The organism is Saccharopolyspora antimicrobica, from assembly GCF_003635025.1.
Taxonomy (GTDB): Bacteria; Actinomycetota; Actinomycetes; order Mycobacteriales; family Pseudonocardiaceae; genus Saccharopolyspora; species Saccharopolyspora antimicrobica.
Genome location: NZ_RBXX01000002.1, coordinates 1,258,050 through 1,277,570 on the forward strand (window position 1 = coordinate 1,258,050; position 19,521 = coordinate 1,277,570).

Sequence of the window (19,521 nt, forward strand, 5' to 3'; positions counted from 1 at the left end):
CTGATGCCGTTCCCCTCCCCTCAGAAGCCGTTCCCGACCGAGGTGATGCGATTTCAATGGAAATCGGACGTCCGATTTCCATTGAAATCGCGGAGGTTCTCGGCGTGTCGGGGTCACGACACGCCGATAGGTGCAATTTCAATTGAAATCGCACCCGCGATTTCCATTGAAATTGCGGGCCGTCGTCCCGGGCCCGGCGGGGTCAGGCTTCTGGTGGGGTGATCCGCTCCGGGCGGCCTCGTGGGGGGAACTTGAGCTCTTCGAGGCCGGGGACCGGGGCGTACTCCGGCTCCGGGTACTCGGCGTCCGGGCCGATCACCAGGGCGATCAGGTCTCGGTTGGTCAGGGAGGCCAGGTCGGCGGCGAGTTCGGCGGTGATGGCCGCGCCGACCAGGCGCAGACCACCGAGGCTCGGCACGAGCCGACCGCCCGTGCCCGGCACCGGGATCTCCTCGCCCGCCGCCGCGGCCCGGCGCATCTCGTGGGCCAGTTGCGCCCGCTCGTGCTGGGCGGTGGCGTAGGCGTCGGGATTCACGGGCGGTTGCGGTGCCGGCGCCGCGTCCTCGACGTAGTTGCCCTCGGCGTCCACCGGGATCGCGTAAACGCGGTCCAGCCAGGAGAAACCGTCGGTGGTCGCGGGCCGGACCGTGCCCGCCTGGGCGTCCACGATGGACACTTCGCCGTGGTGGTTGACCACGTTCCACGCGTGTCCCTGACCGCTGCGCGGGAAGCCGACCACCAGCGCATCGGCGCCGTGGCCCGCCCGGGTGACCCGGTCGATCACCTCGGCCAGGCCGGACGTGCCCTGGCCGAACAGCTCCGGCGCGTAGCCGAGCCCTTCCGCCGCGGCCGTGCCCGCGCCCTGCGGCACTCCGTTCGGCGCCGTGCCGGCGACTCTGGGGTTGCCGTGGTAGGTCTCGTGGAAGGCCAGCGCCGCGTCGACGCAGTTGACGTCGCGGCCCTGCTCGGAGCGGGAACCGTTGATCAGCCCCGCGAAGCTCGCGGGAGGAGCGAAGCGGGTGCCCGGCGGCACCGCCGCGAGGAGCAGGTCGGTGTCGCCCTGCGCGGGCGGCACCAGGCGTTCCGGGATCGGCCGCTGATGGGACGGCTCGTGGACAGTCGCCGGTCCGTCCTCCTCGAACTCCGCACGCGAGCGTTTCCCCGAGTTCGCCGACTCATCCGCAAGGACGTCACCGGCCCCTGGAACGGCAGCGGCGCGGTGCTCCACCGCCCCGCCAACGGAATCGGTGTTCTGCGTGGACGGCCCCACCCGCGGCTCCGAACCCGTGGTGACGTCCACCGAGCTCGGCTGGTCGTTCTCCGCATCCGGTCGGCCTTCGCGCACCGCGTCGCCGAGCGCCTGGTAAGCGCTGTCGGTGTCCTGCTGCTCGTGGCGCTTCGGCCGGGTCTGCTCGAAGGTCTCCGCGTTCTGTTCGAGGAGCTTGTACGAGCCGTACTCCGCCAGGTTGTCGAAGGCCTCTTCCTTGAACGACTCGCCGAGCGTCTTGCCCCGGTCGCCGAACGGGCCGTCAGCACCGAGGGACACGCTCGTGAACCGCTGCTGCCACTCCGCCCGCTGCGCACTGCGCTCCGAGCCCCAGTTGTCGGCGAACCACTCCCACAGCGACCGCGCTTCCCAGAAGGAAACCGGCACCGCAGCCTGCGAATAAGTCGCCTGGACGTCACCGCTGTTGACGTCCTGGTGCATCGCCAGCGCGTGGACCTGCACGTCCGGGCCGAGGTGCTGCTGGAGGTGGAACTGCGCCGAGACCAGCGAGAGAGCGGTCTGGGTGTAGTCGATCAGCACGATGTCGCGATCCGGCGTGCCCACGAACTCCTGGAAGTGCGCCCGCAACATCCCCCACTGCGCATCGGTCAACGGCGTCGTGTCAGCCCCCGGCCGGTTGAACACGCGATCCAGGATCGAGTTCAGCTCCGACGGCGGCCCAGGCCGGAAACTCGACAACGGCACCGAAACCGCGTCGTGGCCGAGCGATTGCAACGCCGCCATCACCGGAGCCGGACTGCGGCCGAGACCCACGTAGCTGTACTGGTCCGGCGGATACTGATCGGTGACCCAGGTCGTCAGCTCGTTGACCGCCGTGACGACCTCCTGCTGCCCGGTGAACCACGACTCGCGCCGCCGCTCGCGCAGATCGGCGATGAACTCCTCGCGCTGGTCGAGGCCGTACTCCTTGCGCACCCGGTTGCCGTCACCCGGCCCGTACAGGTGCTCGTGGAGGGCGGTTCCGCCCGGCCGGTCGGTCAGCAGCGCGAGATCCGGCGAGTCCGCGAACCACTTCCGGACCATGAAGCGGGTCATCCCGGCGGTGCTGCCGTCATCGAGGCGGAAGACGGCGAACTCCGACGGCTGGTCCGAGACCCACACCTGCCGACCTTCCTTCAGCGCCTCCATGTCGTAGCGGCCGTCCTCCCGCTCACCCGGCCCGGGCCGGAACCGCTCGACCCGCTGGGCGTCGGTGGGAGCCGGGAAGTCGGATACCGCGTCGTGGTACTCGGAGGAGGAGTCGGAGTCCGAGTCGGTGGTTTCGGCGGAATCACCGGCGACCGGGGCCGCAGGCGGTTGCGAACCGATCGCGTCCGTGCGATGTGGCACGACAACGGGAGGAGGCGTGCTGCGAGCGGTGGTCGAGCCGTCCGGGTGCGCCTGCCCCGACCCGGATGGCTCGACCCCGCTCCGCTGCTGCGACGAGCTCTCCCGGCTCTCGACCGGAGCTTCGATCGCAGCTGGATTCTCGGTGACCGGCGTTTCGGTGAGGGGAGTTTCGGGCAGTGGCACCTCGGTCGCGGGCACCTCGGTCACCGGCAATTCGGTCGCCGACGTGTCGGTCACGACCGGCTCCGTCGTCGTGTTTCCTGTCGTATCCGTCGTGTTCTCGGCGTTCGTCGTGGTCTCGGTGTTCGTCGTGTTCCCGGTCTCCGTCGTGGTGTCCGGCTTCGGCGGCTCCGGCAGGCCTGCCACCGCTTCCCGGACCTCGGCGTCCCCGAAGTTCAGCCCCGGATCGACGGTGTAGGTCGCCGGGCGCATGTCCTTCGGGAGCTTGCCGACGAAGTCCTTCACGCCGTCCAGGGTCACGCCGGGCGCGACGTGCAGGTTCCGGCCCGGCGACTCGTTCGGCGCGGGCTGCCCGGTGGCCGGGGCGGCCTGCCCGGCCGGGTGGATCGTCGCGCCGCGGGCGTTGCCGGTCACCCCGTAGGTCGCCTGGTCGTCGGGCAGCTTGCCGGCGTGGTCCCACACGTCGTGGAGGGTGAGCAGGCCCTTGTCCAGCGCGGTGTTCTCCCAGACGCGGACGTGCAGGTCGTCGTGGGAGGTGATCTTCACCGAGCTGTTCCGGGGATGCCCGTGCCCGCTGAAGAGATCCTTGATCGCGGTGATCGGCTTGTGCGTCCAGTTCGAGCCGTGCACGCGCACGTCGGAGTAGATGTCGGCGACGTCCGCGCGGAACAGGTACGACCGGCCTTCGTGCTTGAAACCGGTGGTCTTGCCGTCCTTCGAGCTCTCCGCGGTCGTCCGGTCGTGGCCCACCGTGCCGGACGCCGGCGGCGCGAAGACGGCGCTGGTCGGCGACGGTCCGGCGGCCTGGTGGGTCTGCGAGCCGTAGCTCGAAACCGAGGGCCCGTAGCTCGTGGTGACCGTCTTGGTGGTGCCGTCGGCGTTGGTGACCTCGCGTTCCCGGCTGAGGTTCATCGTCGTGTCGTCGGGCAGCGCCGCGACGAACGTCAGGTTCTCCGGGCGGACGTCGCCGGAGAGCTTGAGGTCGAACAGCGAGTCGTAGAGCGGGTGCTTGGTGCCGAGGGTGTTGCCCGCCTGGTAGTCGCCGCCGGTGAACATGGTGTTCGCCGCGTTGTGCAGCGAGCTGCCCTTGGTGGTGGTGTGCGCGACGTACTCCGAGTTGCTGCCCGGCCGGGTGAACTCCGAGCTCGTGCGCGTCGCCGCGGCGATCTGGTCCGCGGTCAGGTTCCCGTTCGGCAGCTTGGTCGACAGCTGCGCGTACACCGCGTCGTGGACGGCTTTCGCGGTGTCGGTGCCGATCGACTCGATGCGGAACGCGTCGTCGGAGGTGAAGCCCGGCGGCCGCTGCTCGCGCGGCCCGTCGAGCACCTCGAACCCGGGTTGCTGCCCCGGTTTCCGCAGCGCGGGCGAGGCGTCGCTGCTCGGCGAGACCAGGTCGACCTCGCCGCTGAGTCGGATCGGCGCGTCGCCGACGCCCTTGTCCAGGTCGACCAGGTGCTTGGGGATGCCCGCGCCGAGGGTGTCGATGCCCGGCATCGGCTGCCTGCGGCGGGTGATCTCCAGCTCGTAGTCGACCAGGCGGGTGTCGCGGCCGACCTTGTCGTTGTCGACCTTGGTGGTCACCTTCTCGCTGCCGCTGCCGTCCAGGACGTTCTCGGTCTTCCAGGTCTTCCCGCCGCCGAACACCTGCGGGGTGAACGCACCGGAGGACGCGCCCGGGTTCGGCGGCGCCTTCTGCACCTGGCCGTTCTCACCCGGCTGCCCGGGCGGCACCGACGGCGTCTCCACGCTGCGCACGCCCGCGTTGAGGGCGGCGTTCACCGACCACGTCGTGGAGTTCTTGTCCTGGAGGGACGTCGAGACGTAGCTGGACCGGGTCAGCTTGTCCGGGGCGGTGCCGTCGGTCTGCGACGGTGCGGGCGGGCCGGCCACCGGGGTCGCCTTGACCCGGATGTCGACGACGTCCTCCACCCCGGCGTTCGAGTGCGACACCGAGATGAGGCCCTGCTGACCGGCCAGCGGGTCCTGCAGCCACTGGTGCCCGGCCGGGGTGTTCAGCAAGGCGTTGACCTGGTTCACGACGTCGCGCTGGCGCTCGGCGTCCGTCACCCCGAGTTCGCCGAGCCGGTCGCGGACGGGGCCCATCGGGTCGTCGCCGGTCAGCCGCGCGCCAGTCACCGAGGTGTCGCTGTAGGAGGCGTAGTCGCCGGGGCCGGGGAGCACCGTGTGCGACGGGTTGCCGACCTGTTCCTTCGCCGGCGGCACCATGGCGGAGAGCTCCGGTGACACCGGCAGGCCAAGCGCCTCGAACATCGCGATCGCCTGGTTGACCGGCAGTTCCACCAGCACGCCGTCCGGCTCGTCGACGGTCACCTCGTCGGGCCGCGCCCCGGAGGTGTCGCCGAAGTTGCCGTCGCTGAACATGCTGCGCAGCGCCATGTCCGCCCAGTACCGGTAGCGGACGTCCATGGTGACCAGCGCCGTCGGGCCCTGGTACTCGGTGTCCTGCTTGCCGCCCGTGGTCAGGTCGAGCGCGTGGCTGCGGCCGTACTTCCCACCGCCGCTGAGCAGGCCGCCGATCATCGCGCCCGCCTTGCCCTCGCGCTTCGGCATCACGTTGGCGCTGATCTCGACCTCGCCGCCGACGCCCCAGGACTTGGTGCTCCCGGCGACCTGCTCACCGGCCTGGTTGCGCTTGAGCGTGCTCTCGGCCCGGACGTCGACCAGCCGCGGCGAGTGGTAGGTCGCCTCGCCGTTGAGCGTGCCGTTGAAGTCCTGCGTTCGGCCCTCGCGGAACATCTTGCCCGTGCTGCTGGACAGCTCGCCGAGGCCCTGGGTGGCCGTGCCGAGGCTGCCGACCTTGCCCTGGAAGTCGCGCACCGCGTTGCCCGCCGTGGTGCCGGGCCGCGTCAGCTCGGAGCTCTTGTACACGTAGTCGGTGGACTGCTGCGCGCCGTCGGGGCCGGTTCGCGTGTCGGTGAAGGTCTTCTCGGCCCACGCCGGCCAGTTCCCGCTGCCCTTCGGGGGTTTGCGGACCGTCGTGCTGCCGGTGCCGTCCGGCTGCAGCTGCTCGATCCGCTTGGCCAGCGCGATGTCGACGGCTTCGGTGTTGTTCGGGGTGATCCGGACGTTCTCGACGTTGGCGTAGTCGCCGAACAGCTCGGAGGTGACCGGGCTCGACGGCAGCGCGGGCGGCGTGCCCAGGTAGGTGCCGGGCTGCGTCGTGCTGGCGGGCAGCGGTCTGGTGCCCCAGTCCAGCTTGTCGGCGGCGGTGGACACCCGGATCGCGTCGTCCACCCGGCCCCGGTGGATGTCCTGGTTGGCCACCTCGCCACCGGCCAGCGCCTGGTCCAGCTCGGCCTTCGACGGCCCGGCGTAGCGCGCGTCGGCCTTCGGGCCGAACAGCATCCGGTCGCCGAGGAAGAAGTGCTGCGCCCAGTTCGGGTTCTTGGTCGACCCGTGCACGACGACGAGGTCCAGCGGCCCCTGGTAGTCGCGCATGTCGCCGCCGTACTTGGCGGCCCGGCCGTCCTTGCCGGTGTAGCCGGACTTGTTGGAGATGCCGCCGTCCCAGGTCACCGCGGCGGTCGCCCGCGGTCCCGCGGTCGTCTGGGTCGGGCCGCCCTGGTACGGGTTCGGCAGGCCGTTCTCCGGTGTCGCCTTCGGCGCGTCCGGGTTCGGGCTGTCGGTGTGCTTGGCCATGAACGCGCCGCCCGCGCCGATGCGCGCGGTCCGCGACGAGTTGTAGCCGCGCTGGAACTTGTCGCTGTGCTTGACCTCCGTGCTGGATTCCTGCTGCCCGGAGGGCGTGGTGCTCTCCGGCGCCGCCGGGATCGCGTAGATGTCCACGAAGTGCGTCCGGCCGCCCTTGACCCACGAGGCGTGCGCACCGCCGTGCATCGCGTCGTAGATCGTGTTCTTCGCGACCTCCGGGGAGCGGAACTTGTCCTTGATCGCGTCCCGGCCCTGGTCGCTCAGCCCGTCCGCGGTGTCGCGGACCCGGCCGGTGACGAAATCGGAGACCTGGTCGCGGTCGACGAACTTGATGTCGTCGCGGCCGAACCGGTACGGCTGGTTCGCGTTCGGAGTGGGCGTGCTCGGCTCCGCGAGGTGCGGCGGCAGCGGCAGGCCGAGGTCGCGGGCCTGCCACACCGGCACCTGAAGCCGGGTCCGCACGGTGCTCTGCGGCTGGCCGTCGGCGGGGTCGGTGTGGCCGTTGCCGACGCGCATGTCCCGCGAGACCTCGTAAACCAGCTCGTGGTCGCCGCTGGTCTGGGTGACCGAGTCGTCCGCGCCCGGGGTGCTGCCGTCGGTCAGGCCGCTGGTGAAGTCCACGAACCCGCCGACGTAGAACGGCGTCGAACCGCCGTAGAGCCCGGCGCCGAAGGCCGCGTCGCTGCCCTTGGTGGTCTGCCAGCTGCGGCCCAGGCTCACCGCGCTGGAGCTGTCCACCGACGTGGTGCCGACGTAGCTGACCTGCGCGTCACCGACCGGCGTGATCGTCACCGGCTTGCCGTCGATGGTGGTGCGGTCGGGAGTTCCGGTGCCGGCGAACAGCTGGTTGGTCAGGCTGGCCGAGGCCTCCCGGGAGTTGCCGAGGACGTCGCCGAACTGGTCCGGGACGCCGGCCAGCACCGGCTTGACGCCCTTGAAGTCGGTGTCCGGCAGCGGGGCGGTGATCCCGTCGCCGCGGGTGATCTTCGGAGTCCGCAGCCCGGCGTCGATCGAGGTGCTGGCCTGCTTGCCCGGCACCGAGAGGCCGAGCTCCATCCTGGTGGGCACGTAGCTGCGCGAGCTGCCCGAGTTGTCGGTGAACGTCAGCGAGGACTCGAACCGCTGGGAGCGCTTCACTGCTCCGCCGACGTAGACCATCGGCCGCATCACCGCGCCGGCGAGGTCCAGCGGGGAGACGAACATCAGCGGGATGCGGATCGGCACGGTGGTCGAGGTGGACTCGCTCTGCGGCCGCCCGCTCTCGCCGGAGGAATCGGTGGACCTGGTGCTCGGCTGCTGGTTCGGCGGGGCGGCCCGGGTGTCGTCCGGCCGGTACAGGTCGGGGCGGACCGCGACGTCCACGCCGCCGACCCGGATCTTGCCGTCGCCGATCGCCGAGACCAGCTCGGCGTCGCTGAGCCCGCCGATCTCCGTCGCCACGACGTCGCGGTCCGCGCCGGTCAGCTCGGTGAGCGCATCGATCAGCCCGTCACGCGGACCGAGCGTCTCGAACTGCAGCTCCGATCCGTGCGGGAGGAAGGACAGCTCGGTGAGCCCCTGCTCGTACTGGCCCTGCTCGGCGGCTTCGCCGGCCTTCTCCTTGGCCTTTTCGGCCTGTTCAGCGGCGTTCTCGGCGGCTCGCCGGGCGTTGGCGGCCGCCGTTTCGGCGGCGCGCGCCTGCTCCCGGAGCGAATCGATCTCGGCTCGGATGTTCTCGACGTCGTTGACGGCGTTGTCGTACTGCTCCCGGGCGCCCTGCGCTCGGGTGGCCAGGTCCTCGGCGTTGTTCTTGGCCGCTTCGATCTGGCCATCGAGGTCGGTCAGCTCGTTCTCGAGGGTTTCGACGCGGGTGTTCCAGTCGGCGCGCTGCTGATCGTCGTCCGGACGGTTGCCGTGGAGCTCGCGGAGGTCGCGGTCGACGTCGTTCCGCTGGTTCTCCAACGCGGCGAGGTCTTCTCCGGCCTGGTTGGCCTGACCGGTGAGGCCATCGGCCGCGGTTTTCGCGTTGTTGGCGTTGTTGATCGCACCGTTGAGGTCGTCGAGGGCTCGGGCGGACCGGTTCGCGGCGTCGTTGGCGAAGCGCAGGCTGTCCTGAGCCCTCGTGTTCCCACCGGTGATCGTGCTGACCGCGTCGGTGGCCGTGTTCCTCGCCGAATCGACCTTGTCGTAGGCGGTGTTCGCCGCGTTCGCGGACTCCTGGGTGGCCTTGGCCCGGTCCAGGTCCTGCTTCGCACCGGCAGCGGCGGCAGCGGCTTCCGAGTGGGCCTGGTCGGCCGTCCGCAAGCGCTCGCCGAGGAGGTCAGCGGATTCCTTCCACCTCCGGATGCCATCCTGAGCTCGGCGGATGGCGTTCGGGTCGCCGTCGGTTCGGGCCTCGCCGAGCCGGGTGCGGGCCTCGTCCAGCCGCTGCACCGATTCCCCGTGCCGATCGCGCGCCGCGGCGAGCTCGCCCGCGCGATCGATGCGGTTCTGCTCGGCGGCGTCGAAGCGCTGCTGCGCCTGCGCGGTCCGCTGCGGGTTGGGGCCGAAGGCCTCCCCGGTGGCGATCACCGCGCCGCGCGCTTCGCGCATCGACCGCTGGATCGCGCCCAGGTGGTGCCGGGCTTTGGTGCCGGCGGCGTTGATCTTGCCCAGGTCCGACTCGATCGCCTGCCGGGTGGCCGCTGTTTCCCGGGCATTCCGCGTCGCCTCCGCGACGACGTCGGCGAACGGGTCGTCCTGCCGCGTGGAGTCGCTGCTCCGGGTGTCGTCCTGGTTGCCGGTGTTCTGCTGGTCGGTCTGCTGGACGGCGATGTGCTGACTGGTCTCCTCGGTGCGACCGGTCGGCAGCGTCGACAGCTCGTAGCTCTCCGGAGCGTTCCGCGAACTCGTCGCCTCCACCTCCGGCAGGCCGATGCTCGCCACGACCTGCTGCGGCGACAGCTGCGAGCTGTTGCCGTCGTGGTTCGGCGTCATGCCCGGAACCGTCGTCGACGACGACGTCTTCAGCGTGCTCACGTGCTTCGGGGCATTCGTGCCCTGGCCGATCCGCTGCGTCGTCGACTGCGTGGACGGCAATGTGGACGAGCCCGGGGCCGTGGTGGAGCCGGACGTCTGGCCGGGGTTCTGCGTCGACTGGACGAGCGAAGGCGTCTGCTGCTGGGCCGGAGGCACCTGCTGCTGGGCGGGGTTCGACGTCTGCTGCGTCGACGTGGGCGTCTGCTGCGCGGAGCTCTGCTGAGACTGCTGCTGGATGACGTTCGGCTGCTGCTGAGCGAAATCCGACGACTGCTGGGTGACGCCCGGTTGCTGCCCGGCGCTCCCCGTCTGCTGGTTCGTCGCGGTCTGCTGCCCGGAATTCTGCGACTGCTGAGCGGGGTTCGACGTCTGCTGCACCAGCGGCGGATCGTCCTGCGACGGCTGCACCTGCCCGTCCGTCGTCCGCTGGACGTCGGCCGCCTCGACGTCCTGCGGCGGCGCGCTGGTGTTCGCCTGCCGGTCCGGATCGTCCTGCTGCACCGGGGAATTCGTGGTCTCGGTGCCGATCTCCTGGTTTGGAGCTTCGGGCAGCGGGCCCCGGGACGTGCTCTGCCCGTCCTGCTGCTGGGCCGTCGGCGTCTCGACCTCCGCAGGTAGCGGCAGCTGCGTGTTCGTCGCCCGGCCGCTCGGGTTCGACAACTCGTCGGTGTTCAGCGGTGGCGGCACGTTCTCCACCTGCTGGTTCCCGGACAGCCCGCGGTTCGGGTCGGGCGTCGTAGTCGTGAAGTCCACATCGGTCGCCGAACCGGGCGATTGCCGACCGGTCTGCATGTCCGGAGGCGCGGTGCCGGTCTGCTCCGAGACGTCGACCGGATTCGGCCCGATCTGAGACCCCGTCTGATCGACCGGCGTCGGCGTGGTCTGCTCGATCGGCGACGGCACCGTCTGGTCGACTGGCGACGGCGTGATCTGCTCGATCGGATTGGGCACCGTCCGGTCGATACCCGACGGCGTGGTCTGATCAATCGGCGACGGCACCGTCTGATCGACCGGCGTCGGCGTGGTCTGATCAACCGGGTTCGGCGAGGCCTGCTGTTGGTCGCCGGGCGGGTTCACCTGGTTGCCGGAGGTGTTCTGGCCGGTCGAGGCGTTCTGGCCGGTCGAGGGGTTCGGCTGCTCGACGGTCGTTCCCGGTTGCTGGTTACCGGGAGGACCATGCTGAACCTGCGGCGACTCGTTCTGGACCACCGGAGGGTTCTGCTCGCTGGACTGCGGTGCGTCGACCACGGTGTCCGGCGTCGTGGTGCTCTGCTGCCCCGATGTCGGGCCGGAGCCCTGCGGACCGACGAACGACGGGCCCTGCTGCCCGATCGTCCGCGCCGGATTCCCTTGTCCACCGGGGTTTTCAACCGTCTGACCATTGCCCGGCGCAGTGGTGTTCTGCTGCCCGGACGTTCCCTGCGACGACTGCGAGCCGCCCGGCAGGTCCTGCCTGCTGCCGATCTGGTTCGGCGGCCCGTGCGGGCTGGAGCGATCCGCCGTTTGAGCAGGCGGCACGTTGCCAGTGCTCGTCGACGTCTCCTGCTGCCCCGACGATCCGGGCGGTTGGTTCGTGCCACCCGAGTTCCCGGTCGAAACGCTCGACGGCGGCTGGTTGCCGCCGTTCGCCTGCGCCTGGACCACCGGCGGGTTCTGACCGCCCGCACCAGGCAGGTTCTGCCCACCCGCACCGGGCGGGTTCTGACCGCTCGGACCGGGTGTCTCGGTGCTCGGGCTCGTGGGAGGCGTCGAAGTGTCGCCCGAGTCGCCGCCGGAGATTTCCCGGTTGCCACCGGAGCCGCCGGTGTTCGCGGAGTTCCCGCCCGAGCGGTCACCGCCGCCGGGGCCGTTCTGCATGGCGGAGGCCAGCTTGTCGCCGAGCGCCGAACCGCCCGCGCTGCCCGCGCCGGAGGCCGCACCCGCCGTCGCCGCGTACGGGTTCAGCTCGAACTCGCCCTCGGTGGCGTACTTGTACAGCGCCTCGGTCATCATCTCGTGGAACGACTCGGTGCTGATCTCCGAGATCACCTTCACGCCGTTCTTGGCCCAGTCCTTGCCGAACTTCTTGGCGAACGCCGCGTTCAGCGCGTTGTTGAGCCCGCTCCCGAACACCTTGCCGAGCCCGCCGATCGGCAGCGCCAGCGCCGCACCCATCGCGCCGACGCCCGCCGCGTTCTTGGTCTTGTCGGTGTCCCACTCGGTGCGCGTGCCCATCGCGAACTGCGACAGCTGGGCCACCACGTCGATGAGCAGCTGGAACGCGATGCTGAACACCGCGGTGGACAGCACCTGCATCAGCACCCGGCCGAGCAGCGTCTTGATCAGGAACCGGACGATGGCCATCCGGGCGGCCAGCCACGCCATCGTCGCGCCGCCGGTGAAGGGCGCCATCGCGGTCGCCCACGCGATCTCGGCGATCAGCGCGACCAGCGAGGCGATGGTCACGATCTTCATGTACTCGACGTCGAGGGCGAGGTCGGTCAGCGTCTTGGCCAGGCCGTTGAACAGCTCCGCCGCGGCGGAGATCAGGTCGTCGCCCTCCACGAACGACGCCACCCGCCGCACGAACGCCTCCGCGGCCTCACCGGCGAACTCCGACCGGACGGCCTGGACGGCGCTGCGCAGGCCGGGGCCCAGCTCGGCGAGGGTCTGCGCCGCCGCCGTCCACTCCGCCGCGAGCGCGCGCAGCTGATCCTCGTTGGCGTCCGGCCACTCCTCGCCGGTGAGCACCTGGAACAGCTTCGCCACTTCGGGGCTGACCACCATCGCCATGACCGGTCGCCTATTCCCTCGGGGCCACGCCGTTGGCTTCGTCGTCGGTGTCCTCGAACTTCTTGCCCGCCAGGAGAGTCTTCTCGGAGATCCCGCCGACGGCTTCCTCCAGCATCGACAGGAACTCCATCGCCTTCTCCGCGCCCGGCCGGTAGTTCGCGTCGAACTGCTCGCCCATCTCCCCGGTGCCGCCCGCGTGCCGGTAGGTGGCGGTCACGTTGCGCATGTGGGCGGCGAGCCGGTTGGCCGTCGACGACCACTGGCCGAGGTTGAGCCCGCCCCTGGTCAGCCCGGCGGTGTCGACGTAGACCCGGTCGCTCACCGCGACCACCGCCCGGTCTCGCCGAGCGCCGATTCGAGCATGGCCTGCAGGTCGGGGCCGTTCTCGCGCAGCTCCTGGAGGTCGACGCCGTTCGGGGTGAGCCCGGCCATCACCTCGTCGACCGCGGTGGCCGCCTGGCGCTGGGCGTCGGCGACCACCTCCACGATCTTCGCGGTCAGCTCCTTGGGCGCCATGTCCCGCCACCGCTGGCCGTTGAACTCCAGCCCGGTGAGCGTGCCGCGACCGTCCACTGTGGCCTTGATCGCGCGGTCCTTGCTGGTCGCGCTCGCGGTCACCTCGTCGAGCTTGCCGAACGCGGTGCTGAACTGCTCCTGCTGCTCCCGCAGCTCCCGCATCGCGTCGGTCATCTCGTTGTCCATCGAGGAGTACATCCAAGGCCTCCTTGGCGGTCGCTTGCCCTTGTCGCTGACGTGCCCCTACCCGGTCGCGCTCTGCTCCGCGGCCTGCGCCGGCGTGGTCTGCTCCGGCTGCTTGGGAGCGCGCGACGCCGAACCGACGTGGACGTGCGTCGGAGCGAGCGGTTCGTCGGATTCGAGCGAGGGATCGTTCGGCAGGCCGATGACGCCGTTGCCGCCGACGTCGTCGGTGCCCCACACCTTCTCGTCCTCGGACAACCAGGTCTGGCGCTCGCGCTCCTTCTCGTTCTGCCCGTTGTTCATCGGCGGCATCATGGGCGGCATCATCGGCGGCATCCCGCTGCGCTGGTCACCGACCGCGCCGCCGGACGGACCGCTCTGCTGGCTGGCCTGGTCCTGCCCGGACCAGTCGGACCAGCCCTCGCCGCCGTACCCGCCGGAGCCGCCCCCGCCGGGCAGGTTCGAGCCCCCACCGGCCGGATCGAAGCCACCACCGGGGAAGCCGGAGCCGCCCGGGATGTTCGACGTGCCACCGGCGGGGTCGAAGCCGCCGATCGGGAAGTTCGCACCGCCGCCGGGCGGGTTCGGCAGTCCTCCGGGCAGGTTCGAGTGCCCACCTGCGGGATCGAAGTTCCCACCGGGCAGGTTGGAGTTCCCACCCGCAGGGTCGAAGTTCCCGCCGGGCGGGTTCGGCAGTCCACCGGGCAAGTTCGAGCTCCCACCAGCGGGATCGAAGTTCCCACCGGGCAGGTTCACATCACCAGGACCACCGCCCAACCCGCCAGGCAAATTCGAAGACCCACCGGCCGGATCGAAATTGCCACCGGGCAGGTTCACATCACCAGGACCGCCACCCAACCCGCCAGGCAAATTCGAAGACCCACCAGCGGGATCGAAGTTCCCACCAGCCAGATTCAGCTCACCAGGACCACCGCCCAGCCCACCGGGCAGGTTCGAAGACCCGCCTGCGGGATCGAAGTTCCCGCCGGGCAGGTTCACATCACCAGGTCCGCTGCCCGGCCCACCGGGCAAGTTCGACGACCCACCAGCCGGATCGAAATTGCCACCGGGCAGGTTCGACGACCCGCCTGCGGGATCGAAGTTCCCACCGGGCAGGTTCGAACCGCCACCGGGGAGGTTGCTCGGCAGCGGCGAGAAGTTCGAACCGCCGTTGGCCGGGTCGAACGGGTTGTTCGGGTCCGGCATCCCGTTGAGGAGTCGCTGGCCGTCGCGCGAGTTCCCGCTGCCGTTCGGAGTCCCTCCGCCCGGCCCTGGCGTGCCGCCGGGCGGGATGAGCGGCGGGATGCTGCCGCCGCCGTTGGCAGGCGGCGGGACGTTGAAGTCCCCGCTGCCGCCACCGCCCGGCAGCTGACCGTCACCACCGATGGACGGCAGGTCACCACCACCGTTGGCAGGCGGTGGAACGTTGAAGTCGCCGCCACCGTTGGCGGGCGGGCCGTTCAAGCCATCGCCACCGGGCGGCGGGACGTTGAAGTTCCCACCACCGTTCGCAGGCGGCCCGTTCAAGCCACTGCCGGGCGGAGGAACGTTGTCGCCACCGCCACCGGGCGGAGGAACGTTGTCGCCCCCGCCCGCAGGCGGTGGGACGTTGAAGTCGCCGCCACCCGGGGGTGGTGGGAAGTTGAAACCACCGCCTGGCGGCGGCGTGTTCCCGCCGCCGCCGGTGCCACCGCCCGTCGTCGGGACCGGTGTCTCCAGGCCTTCCAGCGACGACTTCGTCCGCTCGTAGGCGGTCTGCAGCGCTTCGAGCTGCTTGCGCGCCTCCTCGTCGAGCGGCTTCATCTTCTTGCGGACGTGGTCGCTGATCTTGGTGTTGATGTCGTTCCAGGTCGCCTGGCTGCCGAGCGGACCGGAGATCGTCGGGAAGCCGTCGGGGAGCTTGTAGGGCGTGAACGTCACGGCGTCCTCGTTCACCCCGCCGTGGTTGATCGAGAAACCGATCATGCCCGGGTTGGGGCTGACCGAGGTCCTGGTGACGGCCGGGCCGGTGTTGGCGTTGGAGTTGTACGCGTTCATGACCCTGGTGATGTACGCCTCGGCCGTCGACCTGTCGTCGATCGCGAGCTCGTCCAGGGCGTAGTTCTCCGTGCCGTGCACCAGCCCCTTCCCCCTGATGTAGGTGGCGACGTTCCAGAGCACGGAGTTCATCGCGGAGTCGACCTCGTTGCGCACCGCGTTGCTGTACTTCGTCCACACGTTGGCCATGCCCTGGCCGAAGGTCTTGACGGCCTCCGCGGCCTTGCGCAGCCCTTCCGAGGTGTTGCGCTCCTCCGCGATCTGCTCGTGCAGGCTCTCGACGGTCTCCACCAGGGTGGTGAGGTTCTGCTTGAGCGCGTACGCCGCCTTGCCCTTGAACGCCGAGTCGTCGCTGGTGAGCTTGGTGACCCACTGCTGGAGCGTGTCCCGGTTGGTGTCCAGCCACTTGACGTAGTGGTCGACGGCGTTCTTCGCCTCCCACAGCCGGTTGACGTTGAGCAGGCCGAGAACGCCGGAGTTCAGCCCGTCGACCAGTTCGTCGATCCCGCTGACGGCGGTGGTCCAGTTGCCCGGCAGCGTGGCGTTGCGGTCCACCGAGATGTACCACTTGTCCCACGCGTGGTAGCTGTAGCCGGTGGCGGCCGTCTGGCCGTCGGTCTGCTCGCTGCCCGGTTTCGTGCTGGACTCGATGAACCAGCCCGTGTTCGGCGTGGCTCCGCTGTCCAGGACGCCGTGCAGGTTCGTCCCTTCGCCGGTGACCGTGAACAGGATCTGGTCGAAGGTCGCGCGGGAGTGGTCGTCGCCCTTGATCGGCTTCGGCTCGCCGATGGGATCAGTCATCGCTCAGCTCCAGTCACACGGCGCCGGTCCCGCCGGTGAACCCGGGGAACTCGGTGGTGAACTTGGTGACGTCGTAGGCGGCGAGGTCGTCGGTGTCCTTGAAGACCACCTTGGCCTTCTCCAGCCCGCTCTCCAGCTGGGACAGCTTCTTGCGGAGGTTCTTGTTCTCCGTGTCGACCGTGCCGCCGAAGTTCCCGCCCCACTTGACCAGCCTCTGCGCGGGCTCCCAGGTCTGGCTCATCGGCTGCAGCAGCAGCTCGGCGTCGAGGTACACGTCGTTGTGCGTGATCGCCTTGCGCGCCCCGGCCTTGATCTCGCCGATCACCGCGATCAGCGCGGTGTACTGCGCCTCGTCGAACTGGATGTTGGGATCCGGGCCGACGTCGCCGTTCGGCGGCACCTGGTAGTTGCCGAATCCCGATGGCATGCCGGGGAAGTTGTAGCCGCCGCCGGTGTAGTTCGAATTGCCCGGCGTGTTCTGCCCCGGCGGGTACTGCGTGGGCGGGTTCTGCACGGAAGCGTTCTGCACGGGGGTGTTCTGCCCCGGCGGAGCGTTGTAGCCGAGCGGGGGCTGCTGCGGCTGCTGCACCGGCGCCAGGTACTGCTTCGGCTGCTGCACCGGCGCCTCGACGGTGCCCTCCGGCGCCGGCGGCGCACCGGCCGGCACTGCCGGTTGCACCGGCTGCGCGGGCACACCGATGACCGCGGACTGCTTCGGCTGGGCGGGCAGCAACCGGCGACCCGGAACCTCGGGTTCCGGATCCCTGACCTCGCGGCCCTGCTCAGCCGGTGTGAGGAGCCGTCGCCACATCCGCGCCGGCTCGGCTTCGCTCGGCGACTGCTCCCCGGGGATCGGTGCTCTGCCCGGTTCGACCGGCAGCGAGGGCTTGCCCGGAGCCGCCGGTTTCAGCGCGCGGCGGAACTCCGGAGCGGTCTCCCCGGGTTCCTTCGGCACCACCACCACTGCTAGTTGCCTCTTCGCCTTGAGCATTGGCTGAAGCGGCTCGGTGGGCGGCAACCCGGGTTCGCCCGGCACCGCTGGTTCCGTCTTCGCGGGCTCGTGCACCAGGACGTGGCGCTTCGTGACGGTTTGCGGTTCCAGCGGCGGTAGCGCCGGTTGCACCGGCTTCACGGGTTCGCCCGGAAGCGCGGGCTGCAGAACGCCGTGCTGGAGTTCCTCACCCCGCTCACCGCTGTACGGCTCCACGACCTCACCCGGGATCGCGGGCTCCAGGAGGTCGTACTTGACCGGCTCCCCGTACGCCGCGGGGACAGCGGGTTCGAAGCGGCTGTGCACGAAGCCGCCCGGGACCTCGCCGGGAGAGCCGCGGTGGGTCTCTCCCGGCGGGAGGTTGTGCGGGTCCGGGACCTCGGTTCGCTTCACCGACAGCGACACCGACACGCCCGTCACCTCGACCACGGTCTCGGACTCAGGCAGGTCCTTCTCCTCCACCGAGAACTCCTTCCGATCGTTCGGCCCGGCTCAGCGGGCCGCCAACAGGGGTGCCGATGTCGCTGCGGTGGTCACTGGTTGAAGATCCGGGCGCCCTGCTGGTCGCCGTTGCGGAAGATCTCGTGGATGTTGATCGAGGAGATCGAGGTGAGGTTGATCCGCTCGGTCATCTGCTGGTACGAGCGGTTCCACTGGTTCTGGCTCTCCAGCCAGATGGGCTGCGCCTGGCCCCACGACGCCTCGGGGATGTTCTTCAGCCCGGCGTTGAGGTTCTCCAGGATGGTGCCGAGCATCCGCACCGACTGCAGCAACTGCTCGTTGACCTCGAGATATCCGTTGTGGTTGACGTCGAACGCGGTCATCCGATTTCCCTTTCCGATGAGTGCCGAACCGGCCGGTCGAATGCCCCTGGCCTTTGGTTCTGGTCTTTGGTCTTTGAAGCGGCGCAGCCGCTTAGCCCACCTACGGCGCTTGCACCGCCGCGGGTTCTCAGCGTTCGCCTGGCGAGGACGGCCCGGCTGCCGTGTATTGGTCATACATAAAGCCGGGCACCCGCAGTCCAGGCGGGCGCTGAGGTTCCGCCACCCGCACCGCCACGCGAACCAGCCACTGGAATTCAATTAATTCACTGCGCTGCGCCGCCGGTTTCGGTCTCGACGTTGCGGTTGGTCTGCAGCAGGCCGGTGGCCTTGCCCTTGAGGTTCTCCAGCTCGGTGACGATCTTGTTGTAGTCCGTGCTCCAGTCGTTGAGCAGGCGGGACAGCTTCATGCCGGACGTGGAGTTGTTGACCGCGGGCAGCTGCCCGGACACTCCAGAAACCGAGTTGTTGAGCTGACGCATCTGGCCGAGCGCGTTGTCGGTGGCGCTGATGACCTGCGTCAGCATTCCGTCGTCGTAACCGAACTTGCTCATCGGGTTTCCTCCTCCGTTGCGGACTGCGATCTGCCGATCAGGTCGAGCACCGGTCCGGTCGGCAGCAGGGCGAGCAGATCCGCGGGAACCGGTTCCGCGGCATCCACCGAGTAGCCGAGGGCTTCGGCTGCTTTCTCGTTGGCGACCGGGAACTTCGCCCCGGCCTCGGTGATCAGGTAGACGCCCGCGCCGGGCACGCCGGGTGCCGGGCGGGTGCGGGCGATGAATCCGGCGCCGGGCCGGACGTCGACCAGGTCGGCGACCCGGCCGTCGCGGGTGACCCCGGCGATCTCGCCGTTCGCGGCCGTTCCGCTCATGTCCGGAGCGGACACCAGCGTCACCTCGTCCGCCGCCCACCGCACGCAGGGCACGCGGCGGTCGAGGTCCATCCCGGTCGGCGGCTGCGGCGGCAGTTCGGCCTGCCACACCGGTGCGGGCAGCACCTGCTGCGTGGCCAGCTGAGCGGGGGTGATGGTGATGGTCGGCGGCAGCGCCACGTCAGGATCGGCGCCGAGCAGCGCCGCGACGGTGCGCGACACCGGCACCAGCCCGGCCGCGTCCACCACGAACGTCTTGTCGCCGACCGCTTCGGGCGCGGTCACCAGCTGGCCGACCACGGTCTGCTGACCGGCCACGACCGGCCCCGCGCCACCGTGCGCCACCGGCGGTGCGCCGAGGTCGGGCCCGGCGGGCACCGTGTTGAGCCACGCCGAGTCGACCGGCACGGCCCGAGCCGGGTCCAGCCCGAGCGCGCGGGGCACCCACGGTGCGGTGATCCGCAACCGAGTTCCCTGCCACACGAGGAATTGCTGGTCTCCCACGCGGGCCAGCACCGCCTCGTTCGGGCCCAGCTCGCTCATCCCGGGCATCGGCCCGACGGTCGCCGCGAGCCCCGGGTCGTCGGGCTGCACTCCCGCGCACACGGTCCACGGCTGACCGCCCGCCACCGGCGAGGGCAGCGCGTCCGGTGCGCCGGGAATGCCGATCGGAGCGCCCTTCGGGAAGTCCGCCAGCTCCTCGCCGCTGACCTTCGCGACCTGCGGCTCCCCCTCCGCCAGCAGCCGGGCGGAGGCGTAGTTGAGCACCGGGCGCAGCCGCCCGTCGACGAGCATGTACCGGTTGCCGGAATCCTTGTCCACGACGAGGAAACCCGGTTTCTCGCGCCAGGCGTTGCCGCCCATCCCGGTGAGCAGGCTGACGATCAGCACGATGCCCATCACCAGCAGCGCGATCCCGATGCCGCCCGCCATCCCGACGGTGGTGCGGCGCAGCGGCCGGTTCGGGTCGTCGGGATCGGTGCGCAGCACCGCCGCGAGGATCCGCCCGACCAGGAACGAGTGAGCTTCGACCTGTTCACGCCTGCCGTACATGCGCGACCTC

8 protein-coding genes are annotated in these 19,521 nt (G+C 70.2%); all 8 read right to left on the bottom strand.

The window, feature by feature from the left end; translation table 11 throughout:
* Positions 1-202: 202 nt before the first annotated feature.
* Positions 203-12,238 (bottom strand): WXG100-like domain-containing protein, encoded by a 12,036-nt coding sequence (locus tag ATL45_RS06490; protein ID WP_093157716.1) that lies wholly within the window; start codon positions 12,236-12,238, stop codon positions 203-205.
* 10 nt (positions 12,239-12,248) lie between these two features.
* Positions 12,249-12,560, bottom strand: coding sequence for a hypothetical protein (locus ATL45_RS06495; RefSeq protein WP_143121744.1), 312 nt, complete (start codon positions 12,558-12,560; stop codon positions 12,249-12,251).
* Positions 12,557-12,952, bottom strand: a complete 396-nt coding sequence (locus ATL45_RS06500) for a YbaB/EbfC family nucleoid-associated protein (protein WP_093157713.1) — start codon at positions 12,950-12,952, stop codon at positions 12,557-12,559. The genes ATL45_RS06495 and ATL45_RS06500 overlap by 4 nt, the downstream gene beginning before the upstream one ends.
* A 45-nt stretch (positions 12,953-12,997) precedes the next feature.
* Positions 12,998-15,775 (bottom strand): hypothetical protein, encoded by a 2,778-nt coding sequence (locus ATL45_RS06505; RefSeq protein ID WP_093157711.1) that lies wholly within the window; start codon positions 15,773-15,775, stop codon positions 12,998-13,000.
* Between the two features lie 13 nt (positions 15,776-15,788).
* Positions 15,789-17,228 (bottom strand): hypothetical protein, encoded by a 1,440-nt coding sequence (locus ATL45_RS06510; RefSeq protein ID WP_093157710.1) that lies wholly within the window; start codon positions 17,226-17,228, stop codon positions 15,789-15,791.
* A gap of 71 nt (positions 17,229-17,299) precedes the next feature.
* Positions 17,300-17,590 (bottom strand): hypothetical protein, encoded by a 291-nt coding sequence (locus tag ATL45_RS06515; RefSeq protein ID WP_093157708.1) that lies wholly within the window; start codon positions 17,588-17,590, stop codon positions 17,300-17,302.
* Positions 17,591-17,853: 263 nt separating this feature from the next.
* Complete coding sequence (locus tag ATL45_RS06520) at positions 17,854-18,141, bottom strand: hypothetical protein (protein ID WP_093157706.1); 288 nt, start codon at positions 18,139-18,141, stop codon at positions 17,854-17,856.
* Entirely contained in the window at positions 18,138-19,511 is a 1,374-nt protein-coding gene (gene eccB / locus ATL45_RS06525) for a type VII secretion protein EccB (protein ID WP_093157705.1), read from the bottom strand. The genes ATL45_RS06520 and eccB overlap by 4 nt, the downstream gene beginning before the upstream one ends.
* Between the last annotated feature and the right edge of the window lie 10 nt (positions 19,512-19,521).

Bases quoted from the DNA above. Each gene is read 5' to 3' on its own strand.
- ATL45_RS06500 (WP_093157713.1), bottom strand. From the start codon at position 12,952: ATGTACTCCTCGATGGACAACGAGATGACCGACGCGATGCGGGAGCTG.
- ATL45_RS06490 (WP_093157716.1), bottom strand. From the start codon at position 12,238: ATGGCGATGGTGGTCAGCCCCGAAGTGGCGAAGCTGTTCCAGGTGCTC.
- ATL45_RS06520 (WP_093157706.1), bottom strand. From the start codon at position 18,141: ATGAGCAAGTTCGGTTACGACGACGGAATGCTGACGCAGGTCATCAGC.
- eccB (WP_093157705.1), bottom strand. From the start codon at position 19,511: ATGTACGGCAGGCGTGAACAGGTCGAAGCTCACTCGTTCCTGGTCGGG.
- ATL45_RS06515 (WP_093157708.1), bottom strand. From the start codon at position 17,590: ATGACCGCGTTCGACGTCAACCACAACGGATATCTCGAGGTCAACGAG.
- ATL45_RS06505 (WP_093157711.1), bottom strand. From the start codon at position 15,775: ATGACTGATCCCATCGGCGAGCCGAAGCCGATCAAGGGCGACGACCAC.